We start from the raw sequence: 17,521 nt of genomic DNA, 5'->3' as shown, positions 1-17,521 counted from the left end.
CATAGCCTATGATAGGTTTATCAAATAATTCAGGAGTGATAAACACTGATCCACCAGCATCCAGAATCTTTTCCGAAACATTTTTTGTGGGGCTCTGCTTCTGCAGCGTACCAGATTGAAGGCGCTTGGAATGAAGATGGCAAAGGCCCTTCTGTTTGGGATGTGTTTACGAAAATACCGGGCAAAACGTTTAAAGGAACCAATGGCGAGATTGCGGTTGACCATTATCACCGATTTAAAGAAGATGTCGCTCTGATGGCTGAGATGGGGTTAAAAGCATATCGATTTTCCGTCAGCTGGCCACGGGTTTTTCCAAAAGGAAAAGGAGAGATCAATGAAGCAGGTCTAGCGTTTTACGATAGTCTGATTGATGAATTGCTTTCTCATCACATCGAGCCGGTTCTGACTTTATATCACTGGGATTTGCCTCAAGCGCTTATGGACGAATACGGCGGGTTTGAATCCAGAAACATCATAGAGGATTTTAATCACTACTGTATTACTCTTTATAAACGTTTTGGAGACAGGGTGAAATATTGGGTTACGTTAAACGAACAGAACTACAATTTTAATCACGGATTTATTACAGCCATGCATCCGCCTGGAGTGAAAGACAGAAAACGATTTTACGAAGCAAATCATATTGCGTTTCTGGCTAATGCAAAAGCCATCGAATCATTTAGAGAATATGTGCCTGAAGGCAAAATAGGTCCTAGCTTTGCTTATTCTCCGGCTTACCCTTTATCAAGCCATCCAGAGGATATACTGGCATTTGAAAACGCCGAAGAATTTATGAACAATTGGTGGCTTGACATGTATTGCTGGGGAACCTACCCACAAATTCCATTCCGCTACTTGGAAAAACAGGGATGGGCGCCGACAATTGAAGCAGGAGATATGGACCTGCTCGCCAAAGGGAAGCCTGATTTTGTAGGTGTCAATTATTATCAGACGATCACCTATGAACGAAATCCGCTTGATGGTGTGTCAGAAGGGAAAATGAATACGACAGGCCAAAAGGGAACCAATCAGGAGACGGGGATACCCGGAGTGTTCAAAACGAAAAAAAATCCGCATCTGACAACGAGCAACTGGGATTGGACAATTGACCCAATTGGGCTGCGTATCGGTCTTCGCCGAATTACAAGCCGCTATCAGCTTCCAGTGTTTATAACAGAGAACGGTTTGGGTGAATTTGATAAAGTTGAGGACGGCACTGTACAGGATGATTATCGAATTGATTATTTGCGTTCGCATCTTGAGCAATGCAGACAAGCCATCAGTGACGGTGTCGATTTAATCGGCTATTGCAGCTGGTCGTTTACTGATCTGTTAAGCTGGCTGAACGGCTACCAAAAAAGATACGGATTTGTATATGTCAATCGTGATGAAGAAAGCACATCCGATTTAAAACGCTTGAAGAAAAAAAGCTTTTATTGGTATCAAGATGTCATCAAGACAAACGGAGAAAGTTTATAAAGAGTCCCTGAGAGTTATTCTCTCAGGGGTTTTTCATTACACAGAAACAGCATCAATAATATAAGTGTCGGCGTGCAAATCTGACATTTCAGCCGGCACAGTCCAGCATGTCAATTGATAGTCTCCTTTAGGCAGATCAAAGGACAGTCTTTTAGACATGATGCTTTCAATATGAATTCCGTTTTCTGTGACATGAAAAGGAACAGTCACTTTTTTTTCGTAGGAGCTTACTGTTTCTGAACTGTTCAGGCGCAAAAGAATAAAGGCCTTTGTATTTCGCTGTGCCTCAAAGGAAATGGCTCCGTCTGCCGCAGCATATCCTTTTTCAATCGCTTCGTCAGTCCAATCCATTACAGGAGGTGTAGAATCCTTTTGAAATACAGTAAATTGATGATATGAAATCGAAAGTTCTTGCGGCTTCCATGATTTGATCAATGTGCTGTTCCTCCTCTATGTACTGTTTACTGAATTGTGAATAAAACCTTTGTGCCGTCTGGGTAATCGGTAAGCTGATGCCCGACCCAAGAGCCTGCTCCGCGGTTGTCAGCGGGAGAAATGTATTCTACAGAAGCTCCCTCACCGCCTTCTTTGCACATGGCCATTGGCCATTCATCTCTGTCATACCCCTTTTTGGAAGGTACGTCCTTTAATGATTGCTCGCGGCGTTCCTCAGCTCCGTCTCTGTCAATAGTGCACACCTCTGAGTGTCCCTCATTTATCGCATCCTTAATATGCTTGGCAGTTTCGGGATACCGGTCAGATGGGAAGGCGATTGTTTCATCATATTCTTTCGTTTGAGACGTTTTTTGATCAGTTGAAAAAAAGTCTCCTTTTATCAGGCCGACAGCTGCAGCTGCTATGATGACGATGACGAGAAGTATCGTTTTTATGATGTCCGTCGTGATGTTCACCTCCCGCTTTTAAAACTGACACAAGAGTAATCCAGAAAGCATTTGGTGTAAAGGTTTAAATTTTATGTTTTACGCTCAGTTTATTGCAGAAATCGTAATTTTAGCAGATCGAAATATTTGTTTTCAGCAAAATACGATTGCCAATTTACAATAATGATAGTAAGTCATCAGCCGTTTTCGGCTTGATTAATCATTTTAAATTGGCTTATGATACCGGTAAGCTCCTCAGCTAATTGAGAAAGTGTTTCAGAAGCTGCGGTAATCTCCTCCATTGCAGCAAATTGCTCCTCTGTTAATGCAGCCGCTTGCCGGGTATTTTTAGTAGATTCTTTAATGTCGGCCGTATTGGCTGCAAAGGAATCATTTATATGATGTGCACTGGCTGAAATGTTTGTTACAGATGCTGATAAATCACTAATCTCGGCGCTGATTTCACCTGTTGCAGCTGCAATTTCCTTAAATGCATCTCTGGTGCGCTGGATCATGGTGACTCCTTCTGCAGCTTCTGTTTTCACATGCTCAACAGATCTTGCAGACCGGTTCATATCCTTTTGTATTTCTATGATCAGTTTTGAAATCTGCCCCGCAGACTGTTGAGACTCTTCCGCTAATTTCCGTACTTCATCAGCAACAACAGCAAAGCCTTTTCCTTGTTCACCGGCTCTGGCAGCTTCAATCGCTGCATTCAGCGCAAGCAGGTTTGTCTGATCGGCAATTTGGGTGATGACCGATAAAATTTGCTCAATTTGTTTAGAGCGGCCGTCTAACTGGTGTATGATTTCTCCGCTTTTCTGAATTGACTGGTGAATCGCATCCATTTGCGCCTGTACATTTGCAATTTCCTTTTGTCCAATGTCTGCTTTTGATTGAGCGAGCTGCCCTTTGTCAGCGATAGCGGCAGTATTTGCAGAAATATCCCGGATGTCTGCTGAAGCTTGTTTTAATGAGCTTTCACTACTTTCAATTCGGGTGATCTGATCTTGGGCTCCATTTGCAATCTGCTGTACAGCTTCTGTGATTTTTTCTGAAGCTTGATTTGTTTCCTCTGCTCCGGCTGAGAGCTGCTGAGAGGCTGACGCAAGCTGAAGGGCTGATTGTTGTACGGTTTGTATGGTATCGTTCAGCTTCATTCTCATCTTATTATAATAGACGCTTAGTTCTGAAAGCTCGTCACCGGTTTTGTCTGACACCTCTATTGTCATATCTCCGTTTCCGGCACTTTCAAAGGCGCTTTTTAAAGCGTTCAGCCGCTTGTTGATTTTTCTGGTGAAAACCAAGACAAGGATGACTGATACCATAATGACGATAACAAGAACGATAGCGAATTGAGTGAAAAGTGATTGTGTAAGTGATGCTAAAATACTTTGATTAGCTCCGGTATACAGCATGCCGATGATGTTCCCATTTTGATCTTTTAACGGCATGTATGCAGTCTGATAAGAAGAACCTGCTACATCTGCTTGTCCGTAAAAACGCTTTCCTTTCTTTAAAACAGCGGCAATAACTTCAGAAGAAGCCTGGGTGCCGACAGCTCTTTCGCCATTCTTCATGACATTGGTTGCAACACGAGTATCGCCTTGGAAAATGGTAATGGTATCACCTGTTTTTTCGCCAAGCAGATCAACAATATCTTCATTTCCATTGATTTGTGTTTGCCCTTTATAGAGCTTATTGTTTTTCACCTGCCAGTCGCCTGACATGACATCATCAATATAAGTGCTGCTTAAAGCAAGATCACCTTTCGCTTTTTCAGTTGCCATTTGTTTCATGTTTTCTGTAATTTCCTTAAGCATCACAGTGCCAACTGATGCCGAAAACAAAAGAATCACCACGAAAACGAGGCAAAGAATTTTAGTTCCTAGCTTCATCTTAAATCGTTTTATCAACATAATTCCTCCCTTTACGATTTGTAGGTCATATTACTTATCGGGTTTTCGGGTTTAAAGTTTTATTTTAGAAAAAATAAAACCGGCCTGATCTTCAGGCCGGTTGTGTGATGCTATTCAAGGTTTGCGTGGTGAGTGAACATAGTTTCAGAATCGAGTCCTTTTTTCTCCATGAGTTTTAAAATCACTGCATCATAGAAGAGCAGCAAAGTTTGTTCAAATAATGATCCCATTGGCTGAATGGTTTTATAGCTTCCGTTAGACTGGTCTTTAGGAGAACCAGGCATTCTGATGATGAGGTCCGCTTGTTTTCCGATGCTTGATTCCGGATTGATGGTTAAAGCGGCAACAATTCCGTGTAAGCTTTTTGCTTTTGCTGCGGTATGAATCAAGCTTTTTGTCTCGCCTGATCCTGAGCCGATAATAACTAGATCTCCTTCGGCGAGCGGCGGAGTGAGAATCTCACCTACAATATGGGCGTTGAAGCCCATGTGCATCAGTCTCATCGCGAAGGATTTTGCCATCAGGCCAGACCGCCCCGCACCCGCAGTGAAAATTTGGTGGGATGAAAGAATGTGATCGGCAAGCTGGTCAGCCTCTTCATTAGAAATATAAGCTGCTGAACGGTGTAACTCATTGAGAATTTCCGCTACGTATTCAGTCGTTTTCATAGGAGTTATCCTTGGACAATCAGCTGCTTCATTTTTGAAGCTGTTTCCGCCTTATCAGCTGCGCTTGTAATTCCGCCCCCAACAATGACAAGGTCAGGGTTTTGCTTGATCACTTCTGGCAGTGTATCAAGTTTGATGCCGCCCGCGATTGCGGTTTTTGCGTTTTTTACGGTATTTTTGATTGTCGTTAATTCTTCGAAAGAGTTTTTGCCCTCTGCTTGAAGATCATAGCCAGTGTGGACGCAGATGTAGTCAACACCGAGTGCGTCAATTTCTTTCGCACGGGATTCGATATCTTTCACGTTAATCATGTCCACTAAGATTTTCTTCTTTTGTTTTTTGGCTTCTTCTACTGCGCCTTTAATCGTTGCATCGTCTGTAGCCCCTAAAACGGTGATGATGTCAGCGCCTGCTTCCGACGCTTTCATAATTTCGTAGCCTCCGGCATCCATGATTTTCAGGTCTGCAAGAACCTTCAATTGAGGAAATGCTTCTTTTATTTCTTTAACGGCTCTTAGGCCTTCATTGATGACGACCGGTGTTCCGATTTCAACTACGTCGATGTATTGTTCTACCTCTTTGACGAGCTCAATGGCTTCCGGGATGTTGACGAGGTCTAATGCAAGCTGTAATTCCATTGTTGATCCACTCCCTTTTTCGAATTATTTTTCATTCTATAGGTTCCTTCTTTTGATGAGAAGTAGGCACTTTGAAGTCAACAAGTTACTTGGAGGATACTGTGAGGAGAGACAATCAGATTTCTTTCGCTTGATTTTATGAGTGAGTATAATGAAAAAAGAGTCTGCAAAAAAGTAAGTAAGTGATGATACGTATCTAACATACAAAAAGGTTACTAAGGGGGGGATTCTATTGAGCCGGATGGACGACAAAAGGTTTAATTGTGAGAAGGAATTAACGCTTGCAGTGATTGGCGGTAAATGGAAAATGCTCATTTTATGGCATTTAGGAAAAGAAGGCACAAAACGGTTCAATGAATTAAAAACATTGATTCCTGATATTACGCAGAAGATCCTCGTGAATCAGCTGAGAGAGCTTGAGCAGGATATGATTGTTCACAGGGAAGTGTATCCAGTTGTCCCGCCGAAGGTTGAATATTCTCTGACCCCGCACGGAGAAAGCCTCATGCCTATTCTTGAAGCCATGTATGAGTGGGGGAAAGGTTATATGGAATTGATTGATATCGACAAAAATGTCATGAAAGAATCGTTGTAAGACGCTCTTCGCAAGGGTGTCTTTTTTTGCCTTTTTTTCGGTTTTTGCGCGGTACACATAGTCATGTAAAGATTGTAAATTGCATTCAGCAATAAAAAAAGATTGAACGCAGCAGTTTGGTTTAAAAATTTTTATTTTTCTGTAAATAATGTTTAGTGGAAATGATTGCGGCATCCCGCAAAAATATCCCTGTAAATAAACTGGAATCTTTCGGCATCCCGCATGAAACTTTTCACCCATTTTTCGGTGATAAAAACATTTTTTTCATTTAAAGTAAACGGTAGAAAGATAAAAAATATTGAAAACAATGAATAAATAGCCAAAATTGGTTTCTTATTAGGGTGGGGTCTTGCGGTCTTTATCCGCTTATGTTAAACGCCGCAATGCTGACTGACGGCAGCCTGCTTTAATAGCGGCCATCTGTTTTTTGATTGGAAGCACTGCTTTTTAAGTGTAGTACTTTGGGCTATTTCGGCTGTTAGTTCATAAGAATTAAAAGCTGATATGGATAAGAAAGAGAAAATGCGTTGCACATGTTCACTGCTTATAAAGATTAGGGGAGGTATGACAATATGGAAATAACTTTTTATCCTTTAACGGATGCACAAAAACGAATTTGGTACACAGAAAAATTTTATCCTCACACGAGCATTTCAAATCTTGCGGGGATTGGTAAGCTGGTTTCAGCTGATGCGATTGATTATGTGCTTGTTGAGCAGGCGATTCAAGAGTTTATTCGCAGAAATGACGCCATGCGCCTTCGGTTGCGGCTAGATGAAAACGGGGAGCCTGTACAATATATTAGCGAGTATCGGCCTGTTGATATAAAACATACTGACACTACTGAAGATCCGAATGCGATAGAGTTTATTTCACAATGGAGCCGGGAGGAAACGAAAAAACCTTTGCCGTTGTACGATTGTGATTTATTCCGTTTTTCCTTGTTCACCATAAAGGAAAATGAAGTATGGTTTTACGCAAATGTTCATCACGTGATTTCTGATGGTATCTCCATGAATATTCTCGGGAATGCGATCATGCACATTTATTTAGAATTAGCCAGCGGCTCAGAGGCAAAAGAAGGAATCTCGCATTCATTTATCGATCATGTTTTATCTGAACAGGACTATGCTCAATCGAAGCGGTTTGAAAAGGACAAGGCGTTTTGGAACAAACAATTTGAATCGGTGCCTGAACTTGTTTCCTTGAAACGGAATGCATCCGCAGGGGGAAGTTTAGATGCTGAGAGGTTCTCTAAAGATGTGCCTGAAGCGCTACATCAGCAGATTCTGTCGTTTTGTGAGGCGAATAAAGTCAGTGTTCTTTCGGTATTTCAATCGTTGCTCGCCGCCTATTTGTACAGGGTCAGCGGCCAAAATGATGTTGTGACGGGAACCTTTATGGGCAACCGGACAAATGCGAAAGAGAAGCAGATGCTTGGCATGTTTGTTTCTACGGTTCCGCTTCGGACAAACATTGACGGCGGGCAGGCGTTTTTAGAATTTGTCAAAGACCGGATGAAGGATCTCATGAAGACACTCCGCCACCAAAAGTACCCGTATAATCTCCTGATCAACGATTTGCGTGAAACAAAGAGCTCTCTGACCAAGCTGTTTACTGTTTCTCTTGAATATCAGGTGATGCAGTGGCAAAAAGAAGAGGACCTTGCCTTTTTGACTGAGCCGATTTTCAGCGGCAGCGGATTAAATGATGTCTCGATCCATGTGAAGGATCGATGGGATACTGGGAAACTCACCATAGATTTTGATTACCGCACTGATTTATTTTCACGTGAAGAAATCAACATGATTTGTGAGCGCATGATTACAATGCTGGAGAACGCGTTAACGCATCCAGAACATACAATTGATGAATTAACGATGATTTCTGATGCGGAGAAAGAGAAGCTGCTTGCGAGGGCGGGCGGTAAATCTGTGAGCTACCGTAAGGACATGACGATCCCGGAACTGTTCCAAGAAAAGGCTGAGCAGCTTTCAGATCATCCAGCGGTTGTATTCGAAGATCGTACATTGTCCTATCGAACGTTACATGAGCAATCTGCACGCATCGCCAATGTGCTGAAACAGAAAGGGGTTGGCCCGGACAGTCCTGTCGCGGTTTTGATTGAACGTTCTGAACGGATGATTACAGCTATCATGGGAATTTTAAAAGCCGGCGGAGCCTATGTGCCGATTGATCCGGGTTTTCCTGCAGAGCGGATTCAATATATTTTGGAGGACTGCGGGGCGGACTTCATCCTGACTGAATCGAAGGTTGCAGCGCCTGAAGCCGATGCTGAGCTGATTGACTTAGATCAGGCAATTGCGGAAGGTGCAGACGATATGACGGAGGCTGATGTAAACGCGCGGAATCTTGCCTACATTATTTACACATCGGGAACAACCGGACGTCCGAAAGGCGTTATGATCGAGCATCGCCAGGTTCATCATTTGGTTGAATCTCTGCAGCAGACGATTTACCAAAGCGGCAGCCAAACCCTGCGGATGGCATTGCTTGCGCCGTTCCACTTTGATGCGTCAGTGAAGCAGATCTTCGCGTCGCTTCTTTTGGGACAAACCCTTTATATCGTACCGAAGAAAACAGTGACGAACGGGACCGCCCTTGCTACATATTATCGGAGAAACAGCATTGAGGCGACGGATGGAACACCGGCTCATTTGCAAATGCTGGCAGCAGCGGGCGATTTTGAAGGCCTAAAACTGAAGCACATGCTGATCGGAGGAGAAGGCCTGTCATCTGTTGTTGCGGACAAGCTGCTGAAGCTGTTTAAAGAAGCCGGCACAGCGCCGCGTTTGACTAATGTGTACGGGCCGACTGAAACGTGCGTTGACGCGTCTGTTCATCCGGTTATCCCTGAGAATGCAGTTCAATCAGCGTATGTGCCGATCGGGAAAGCGCTGGGGAATAACCGCTTATATATTTTGGATCAAAAAGGCCGGCTGCAGCCTGAAGGCGTGGCGGGTGAGCTTTATATCGCGGGAGACGGTGTGGGCCGAGGCTATTTGCATTTGCCTGAATTAACGGAAGAGAAGTTTTTACAAGATCCATTCGTGCCGGGCGATCGCATGTACCGGACCGGAGATGTGGTGCGCTGGCTTCCAGATGGAACAATCGAATATTTAGGCAGAGAGGATGACCAGGTCAAAGTCCGCGGATACCGGATTGAGCTTGGGGAAATTGAAGCCGTGATTCAGCAGGCGCCAGACGTTGCAAAAGCCGTTGTTTTGGCACGCCCTGACGAACAGGGAAATCTTGAGGTTTGCGCATATGTTGTGCAGAAGCCTGGAAGCGAATTTGCGCCAGCCGGCTTGAGGGAGCATGCGGCCAGACAGCTTCCTGACTATATGGTGCCGGCTTACTTTACAGAAGTGACAGAAATTCCGCTTACGCCAAGCGGAAAAGTCGACCGCCGCAAGCTGTTTGCACTTGAGGTGAAGGCTGTCAGCGGCACAGCCTATACAGCGCCGCGAAATGAGACTGAAAAAGCAATCGCAGCCATTTGGCAGGACGTGCTGAACGTTGAGAAGGCGGGGATCTTTGACAATTTCTTTGAAACTGGCGGACATTCATTGAAAGCCATGACCCTTTTAACAAAGATTCATAAGGAAACAGGTGTCGAGATTCCGCTTCAATTTTTGTTTGAGCATCCGACGATTGCGGCTCTTGCAGAGGAAGCTGATCACAGAGAAAGCAAAGCTTTTGCGGTGATTGAACCTGCTGAAAAACAGGAGCATTACCCGCTTTCATTGGCACAGCAGCGAACATATATCGTCAGCCAGTTCGAGGATGCGGGAGTCGGCTATAACATGCCTGCAGCAGCAATTCTGGAAGGGCCTTTAGATATTCAAAAGCTGGAGCGCGCATTTCAGGGATTAATCCGACGCCACGAGTCATTGAGAACATCATTTGTTCTTGAAAACAGCACGCCGAGACAGAAAATTCACGATAGCGTTGATTTCAACATCGAAATGATTGAAAGAGGCGGCCGCTCAGATGAGGCAATTATGGCTTCATTCGTTCGGACATTTGATTTAGCGAAAGCTCCGCTGTTCAGAATCGGTTTGCTGGGGCTTGAAGAGAACCGTCATATGCTGCTGTTTGACATGCACCATTTGATTTCTGACGGTGTATCCATTGGCATTATGCTGGAGGAGTTAGCACGCATTTATAAAGGCGAACAGCTTCCTGATCTTCGTCTCCAGTATAAGGACTACGCTGTATGGCAAAGCAGACAGGCTGCTGAAGGGTACAAGAAGGACCAGGCTTATTGGAAGGAAGTCTTTGCAGGCGAGCTCCCGGTGCTTCAGCTTCTGTCCGATTACCCAAGACCGCCTGTTCAAAGCTTTGAAGGGGATCGGGTGTCAATCAAGCTGGATGCGGGGGTAAAGGATCGCCTCAATCGTTTGGCTGAACAAAACGGCGCCACTTTATATATGGTGATGCTTTCCGCTTACTATACGCTTTTGTCAAAGTATACGGGGCAGGATGACATCATTGTCGGGACACCGTCAGCGGGCAGAAATCACTCCGATACAGAGGGCATTATCGGGATGTTCGTCAATACGCTTGCGATTCGCAGTGAGGTGAAGCAGGATGAGACGTTTACCCAATTGATCTCGCGTGTCCGCAAACGGGTGCTGGATGCCTTTTCTCATCAGGACTATCCGTTTGAGTGGCTTGTTGAAGATTTGAACATCCCGCGTGATGTTAGCAGGCATCCGCTGTTTGACACGATGTTCAGCCTTCAAAACGCGACAGAGGGCATTCCGGCTGTCGGCGATCTTTCCTTGTCTGTTCATGAGACCAATTTCAAGATTGCCAAATTTGATTTGACGGTGCAGGCGAGAGAAACCGATGAAGGCATTGAGCTTGATTTGGATTACAGCACAAAGCTGTTTAAACAAAGCACGGCAGACAGGCTGCTTACGCATTTTGCGCGATTGCTTGAAGATGCTGCGGCTGATCCGGAGAAGCCGATTTCTGAGTATAAGCTTCTTTCTGAAGAGGAGGCTGCTTCGCAAATTCAACAGTTTAACCCGGGCAGAACACCTTATCCGAAAGACAAAACAATTGTTCAGCTGTTTGAGGAGCAAGCGGCGAATACGCCAGACCACACTGCGCTTCAATATGAAGGCGAATCACTCACTTATCGTGAACTGAATGAACGGGCCAATCGTTTAGCCCGCGGCATTCTTTCTCTTGGAGCTGGCGAAGGCAGAACTGCGGCTGTCTTATGCGAGCGGTCAATGGATATGATTGTGTCGATCTTGGCAGTATTAAAATCAGGTTCGGCTTATGTTCCGATCGATCCGGAACATCCGATTCAGCGGATGCAGCATTTCTTCCGTGACAGCGGAGCAAAGGTGCTTCTCACTCAGAGGAAATTAAAGGCTTTGGCGGAAGAAGCGGAATTTAAGGGCGTTATCGTGCTAGCCGATGAGGAAGAAAGCTATCATGCCGATGCGCGAAATCTCGCACTGCCTCTTGATTCTGCAGCAATGGCCAACCTGACGTATACTTCTGGAACGACTGGAACACCTAAGGGGAATATCGTGACTCATGCCAATATTCTCCGCACGGTGAAGGAAACGAATTATCTCAGCATTACAGAACAGGATACGATTCTCGGTCTTTCCAATTACGTGTTTGACGCGTTTATGTTCGATATGTTCGGCTCTTTGTTAAACGGAGCCAAGCTGGTGCTGATACCGAAGGAAACCGTTTTGGACATGGCTCGCCTGTCCCGCGTCATTGAACGGGAGAACATCAGCATTCTCATGATTACAACCGCTTTGTTCCACTTGCTTGTGGACTTGAATCCGGCATGCTTGTCAACGCTTCGCAAGATTATGTTTGGCGGGGAACGGGCTTCGGTTGAGCATGTCAGAAAAGCTTTGCAAACGGTTGGAAAGGGCAAGCTTCTTCACATGTATGGGCCGTCTGAAAGCACGGTTTTCGCGACGTATCATCCGGTTGATGAATTGGAGGAGCACACTCTGTCTGTTCCGATTGGAAAACCGGTTAGCAATACGGAAGTATACATTCTTGACCGTACGGGACACGTGCAGCCTGCCGGGATTGCCGGAGAGCTTTGCGTCAGCGGCGAAGGTCTCGTGAAAGGCTATTACAACCGTCCAGAACTGACTGAGGAGAAATTTGTTCCCCATCCGTTTACATCCGGCGAACGCATGTATAAAACGGGAGACCTTGCGAGATGGCTGCCGAATGGCGACATCGAATTTATCGGGCGAATCGACCATCAGGTGAAGATTCGCGGACAGCGCATCGAGCTTGGAGAAATCGAACATCAGCTGCAAACCCATGATCGTGTTCAGGAAAGTGTTGTGCTTGCCGTTGATCAAGGAGCGGGAGATAAACTGTTGTGTGCTTACTATGTCGGAGAGGGAGACATCTCATCACAAGAGATGAGAGAGCATGCTGCGAAGGACTTGCCGGCATATATGGTTCCTGCGGTGTTTATCCAAATGGACGAGCTGCCGCTGACAGGGAACGGAAAAATTGACCGGAGAGCGCTGCCGATTCCTGATGCCAACGTTTCAAGAGGTGTTTCATATGTTGCGCCACGCAATGGAACGGAACAAAAAGTCGCGGACATTTGGGCACAGGTACTTCAGGCAGAACAAGTCGGCGCTTATGACCACTTCTTTGACATTGGCGGACATTCATTAGCAGGCATGAAGATGCTTGCCTTGGTTCATCAGGAACTGGGCGTTGAGCTGTCACTCAAGGATCTCTTCCAGTCACCGACGGTTGAGGGCTTGGCACAGGTGATTGCCTCCGCTGAAAAAGGGACAGCCGCAAGTATCAGCCCGGCAGAGAAACAAGATACGTATCCTGTTTCTTCACCGCAAAAACGGATGTACGTGCTTCAGCAGCTTGAGGATGCGCAAACGAGCTATAACATGCCGGCGGTTCTGCGCCTGACAGGTGAGCTTGATGTTGAAAGGCTTAACAGCGTCATGCAGCAGTTAATGCAGCGTCATGAAGCCTTGAGAACCACGTTTGAAATAAAAGATGGAGAAACGGTGCAGCGGATCTGGGAAAAGGCTGAGTGTGAGATAGCCTATTTCGAAGCCCCGGAAGAAGAGATAGAGCGGATCGTTTCTGAGTTTATTAAGCCTTTCAAAATCGACCAACTTCCACTGTTCAGAATAGGGCTTATCAAGCATTCAGACACTGAGCATGTGCTGCTGTTCGATATGCATCATATTATTTCTGATGGTGCATCTGTCGGTGTGCTGATTGAGGAGCTTTCAAAGCTGTACGACGGAGAAACCCTTGAGCCGCTCCGTATTCAATATAAGGATTATGCCGTGTGGCAGCAGCAGTTCATTCAGTCTGAGCTTTACAAGAAGCAAGAAGAGCATTGGCTGAAGGAGCTGGACGGAGAGCTGCCGGTGCTGACGCTTCCGACCGATTACAGTCGGCCTGCCGTTCAAACATTTGAGGGAGACCGCATTGCATTTTCATTAGAAGCAGGCAAAGCTGATGCTCTGCGCAGGCTTGCAAAAGAAACGGATTCCACGCTTTACATGGTGCTTCTGGCTTCATACAGTGCATTTTTATCAAAACTTAGCGGGCAAGACGATATCATCGTCGGTTCACCTGTGGCCGGACGATCTCAAGCGGACGTCAGCCGCGTCATCGGAATGTTCGTCAATACATTAGCGTTGCGCACGTATCCGAAGGGTGAAAAGACGTTTGCTGACTATCTTAACGAAGTGAAAGAAACGGCACTCAGCGCTTTTGATGCGCAGGATTACCCACTTGAGGATTTGATCGGAAATGTTCAGGTTCAGCGTGACACAAGCAGAAATCCGTTATTCGATGCAGTTTTTTCAATGCAAAATGCGAATATAAAGGATTTAACAATGAAAGGGATTCAGCTTGAGCCGCATCCGTTTGAACGGAAAACAGCCAAGTTTGACCTCACGCTGACGGCTGACGAAACCGACGGAGGGCTTACATTCGTACTCGAATACAATACAGCTCTGTTTAAGCAGGAAACGATTGAACGATGGAAGCAATATTGGATGGAGCTTTTAGATGCAGTTACTGGGAACCCGAACCAGCCGCTTTCCAGCCTGTCACTGGTCACTGAGACAGAAAAGCAAGCGCTTCTTGAGGCATGGAAGGGCAAAGCGCTGTCTGTGCCGACAGACAAAACGGTTCATCAGCTATTCGAAGAGACTGTCCAGTGCCACAAAGACCGCCCGGCTGTCACATACAACGGCCAGTCTTGGACGTACGGCGAGCTGAATGCGAAGGCAAACCGTCTCGCGCGGATTCTGATGGACTGCGGCATCAGCCCGGATGACCGCGTCGGCATTCTCACGAAGCCGTCGCTTGAAATGTCCGCCGCGGTGCTCGGCGTCTTGAAAGCCGGAGCGGCGTTTGTGCCGATTGATCCTGACTACCCGGATCAGCGGATTGAGTATATTTTACAGGACAGCGGCGCGAAGCTCCTCTTGAAACAGGAAGGCATTTCAGTGCCGGACAGCTATACGGGAGATGTCATTCTTCTCGACGGAAGCCGCACGATTCTAAGCCTGCCGCTTGATGAAAACGACGAGGGAAATCCAGAGACGGCTGTAACCGCGGAGAACTTGGCGTACATGATTTACACGTCTGGAACGACCGGACAGCCGAAGGGTGTCATGGTCGAGCACCATGCGCTTGTGAACCTGTGCTTCTGGCACCACGACGCGTTCAGCATGACAGTAGAGGACCGCAGTGCGAAGTACGCGGGCTTTGGGTTCGACGCTTCCATTTGGGAGATGTTCCCGACCTGGACGATCGGTGCTGAACTTCACGTCATTGATGAAGCGATCCGCCTCGATATCGTCCGCCTGAACGATTACTTCGAAACGAACGGCGTAACGATCACGTTCCTGCCGACACAGCTTGCGGAACAGTTCATGGAGCTTGAGAACACATCACTTCGCGTATTGCTCACTGGAGGAGACAAGCTGAAGCGGGCAGTGAAAAAGCCGTACACACTCGTCAACAACTACGGGCCGACAGAAAATACGGTCGTTGCCACGAGTACAGAAATCCATCCGGAGGAAGGCTCGCTTTCCATCGGAAGGGCCATTGCCAATACGAGAGTATACATTCTCGGCGAGGGCAATCAGGTGCAGCCGGAAGGCGTAGCCGGAGAGCTTTGCGTGGCGGGGCGCGGACTGGCACGAGGCTATCTGAATCGAGAAGACGAAACCGCGAAGCGGTTTGTCGCTGATCCGTTTGTGCCGGGTGAGCGCATGTACCGCACCGGCGATTTGGTGAAATGGACGGGCGGCGGCATCGAATACATCGGCCGGATCGACCAGCAGGTCAAGGTCCGCGGCTACCGGATCGAGCTTTCAGAAATTGAAGTCCAGCTCGCCCAGCTTTCTGAGGTGCAGGATGCGGCGGTGACAGCTGTCAAGGATAAAGGCGGCAATACAGCGATCGCGGCGTATGTCACCCCGGAAACAGCTGATATAGAAGCACTAAAATCAACACTAAAGGAAACCCTGCCGGATTACATGATCCCGGTGTTCTGGGTGACGCTGAACGAGCTTCCGGTTACGGCAAACGGCAAAGTCGACCGCAAAGCCTTGCCTGAGCCGGACATCGAAGCGGGAAGCGGAGAATACAAAGCGCCGACGACCGACATGGAAGAGCTGCTTGCCGGCATCTGGCAGGACGTGCTTGGAATGTCTGAAGTCGGTGTCACCGACAATTTCTTCTCGCTTGGCGGAGATTCCATCAAAGGAATTCAAATGGCGAGCCGCTTGAATCAGCACGGCTGGAAGCTGGAAATGAAAGATCTCTTCCAGCATCCGACGATCGAAGAGCTTACCCAATATGTAGAGCGTGCCGAAGGCAAACAGGCAGACCAAGGCCCGGTGGAGGGCGAAGTCATCCTGACGCCGATCCAGCGCTGGTTCTTTGAAAAGAACTTCACGAACAAGCACCACTGGAACCAATCGGTGATGCTTTACGCCAAGAAGGGCTTTGATCCTGAACGAGTGGAGAAAACATTGCAGGCGCTGATCGAGCATCATGACGCGCTCCGTATGGTCTATCGTGAGGGACAGGAAGACGTCATTCAATACAACAGAGGTCTTGAAGCTGCTTCCGCTCAATTGGAGGTCATCCAGATTGAGGGCCAAGCTGCAGATTACGAAGACCGTATAGAGAGAGAAGCGGAGCGTTTGCAAAGCAGCATCGACTTGCAGGAAGGCGGCTTGTTAAAAGCAGGATTGTTCCAAGCGGAAGACGGAGACCACTTGCTTCTTGCCATTCACCACTTAGTGGTTGACGGCGTGTCGTGGCGGATTTTACTGGAGGATTTCGCCGCGGTATATACACAGCTTGAGCAAGGCAATGAACCGGTTCTCCCGCAGAAAACACATTCATTTGCAGAGTATGCAGAGAGATTGCAAGACTTCGCGAACTCCAAAGCCTTTTTGAAAGAAAAAGAGTATTGGAGACAGCTTGAAGAACAAGCTGTTGCGGCAAAGCTTCCGAAAGACCGCGAATCTGGTGATCAGCGAATGAAACATACAAAGACAATTGAATTCTCGCTGACTGCTGAAGAGACAGAACAGCTCACCACAAAGGTGCATGAGGCATATCACACAGAAATGAATGATATTTTGCTGACGGCATTCGGATTGGCAATGAAGGAGTGGACGGGTCAAGATCGAGTAAGTGTTCATTTAGAGGGGCATGGACGTGAAGAAATCATAGAAGACCTGACCATTTCTCGCACAGTCGGCTGGTTTACAAGTATGTACCCAATGGTGCTCGATATGAAGCATGCGGATGATCTGGGCTACCAGCTGAAGCAAATGAAAGAAGATATCAGACATGTGCCGAATAAGGGAGTCGGATACGGCATTCTGCGCTATCTGACGGCACCGGAACATAAAGAAGATGTGGCGTTCTCGATTCAGCCGGATGTCAGCTTCAACTATTTAGGTCAGTTTGACGAAATGTCGGATGCAGGTTTGTTTACGAGATCAGAGCTGCCATCAGGACAGTCATTAAGCCCTGAAACAGAAAAACCGAATGCGCTGGATGTTGTCGGATATATCGAAAACGGAAAACTGACGATGTCACTGGCCTATCATTCTCTTGAATTTCATGAAAAAACAGTACAAACATTCAGTGACAGCTTTAAAGCGCATCTTCTCAGAATCATTGAACATTGCCTATCTCAAGATGGTACGGAACTGACCCCGAGTGATCTTGGTGACGACGATTTGACGCTGGATGAGCTGGATAAATTAATGGAAATTTTCTAATAGAG

Annotated in this window: 8 protein-coding genes; 3 read left to right on the top strand and 5 right to left on the bottom strand. The window is 46.6% G+C overall.

Annotation, left to right across the window (positions count from 1 at the left end; all coding sequences use genetic code 11):
• Positions 1–45 precede the first annotated feature (45 nt).
• Positions 46–1,479 (top strand): 6-phospho-beta-glucosidase, encoded by a 1,434-nt coding sequence (gene bglC, locus BGM23_RS20155; protein WP_029727076.1) that lies wholly within the window; start codon positions 46–48, stop codon positions 1,477–1,479.
• A 36-nt stretch (positions 1,480–1,515) separates the two neighbouring features.
• Here the strand turns inward: bglC and nin are convergent, their stop codons facing one another.
• From nin to hxlA, 5 genes are all read right to left on the bottom strand, one after another.
• Complete coding sequence (gene nin, locus BGM23_RS20150) at positions 1,516–1,914, bottom strand: DNA-entry nuclease inhibitor (protein ID WP_015715226.1); 399 nt, start codon at positions 1,912–1,914, stop codon at positions 1,516–1,518.
• A gap of 26 nt (positions 1,915–1,940) precedes the next feature.
• Complete coding sequence (gene nucA / locus BGM23_RS20145) at positions 1,941–2,390, bottom strand: DNA-entry nuclease (protein ID WP_003234608.1); 450 nt, start codon at positions 2,388–2,390, stop codon at positions 1,941–1,943.
• A 167-nt stretch (positions 2,391–2,557) separates the two neighbouring features.
• Positions 2,558–4,279, bottom strand: coding sequence for a methyl-accepting chemotaxis protein TlpC (tlpC, locus tag BGM23_RS20140; protein WP_029727077.1), 1,722 nt, complete (start codon positions 4,277–4,279; stop codon positions 2,558–2,560).
• A 110-nt stretch (positions 4,280–4,389) separates the two neighbouring features.
• Positions 4,390–4,947 carry a 6-phospho-3-hexuloisomerase gene (gene hxlB, locus BGM23_RS20135; protein WP_003234605.1) on the bottom strand — a complete coding sequence of 186 codons (558 nt, stop codon included), beginning with the start codon at positions 4,945–4,947 and terminating at the stop codon, positions 4,390–4,392.
• Positions 4,948–4,952: 5 nt separating this feature from the next.
• Entirely contained in the window at positions 4,953–5,585 is a 633-nt protein-coding gene (hxlA, locus tag BGM23_RS20130; RefSeq protein ID WP_003234604.1) for a 3-hexulose-6-phosphate synthase, read from the bottom strand.
• A gap of 232 nt (positions 5,586–5,817) precedes the next feature.
• Between hxlA and hxlR the strand changes: the two genes are divergently transcribed.
• Together hxlR and srfAA are read left to right on the top strand one after the other, a co-directional pair.
• The gene (gene hxlR, locus BGM23_RS20125; protein WP_003246265.1) at positions 5,818–6,180 is read left to right on the top strand and encodes a transcriptional activator HxlR; all 363 of its coding nucleotides are present in this window, start codon (positions 5,818–5,820) and stop codon (positions 6,178–6,180) included.
• Between the two features lie 572 nt (positions 6,181–6,752).
• A complete protein-coding gene (srfAA, locus tag BGM23_RS20115) occupies positions 6,753–17,516 on the top strand; it encodes a surfactin non-ribosomal peptide synthetase SrfAA (protein ID WP_069280911.1) in 10,764 nt (3,587 codons plus the stop codon).
• Positions 17,517–17,521 lie beyond the last annotated feature (5 nt).

Source organism: Bacillus sp. FJAT-14266, assembly GCF_001719225.1.
GTDB lineage: Bacteria > Bacillota > Bacilli > Bacillales > Bacillaceae > Bacillus > Bacillus subtilis.
The sequence above is the reverse complement of the archived record's forward strand: the minus strand, read 5'-3'. Positions and strand labels throughout refer to the sequence as shown.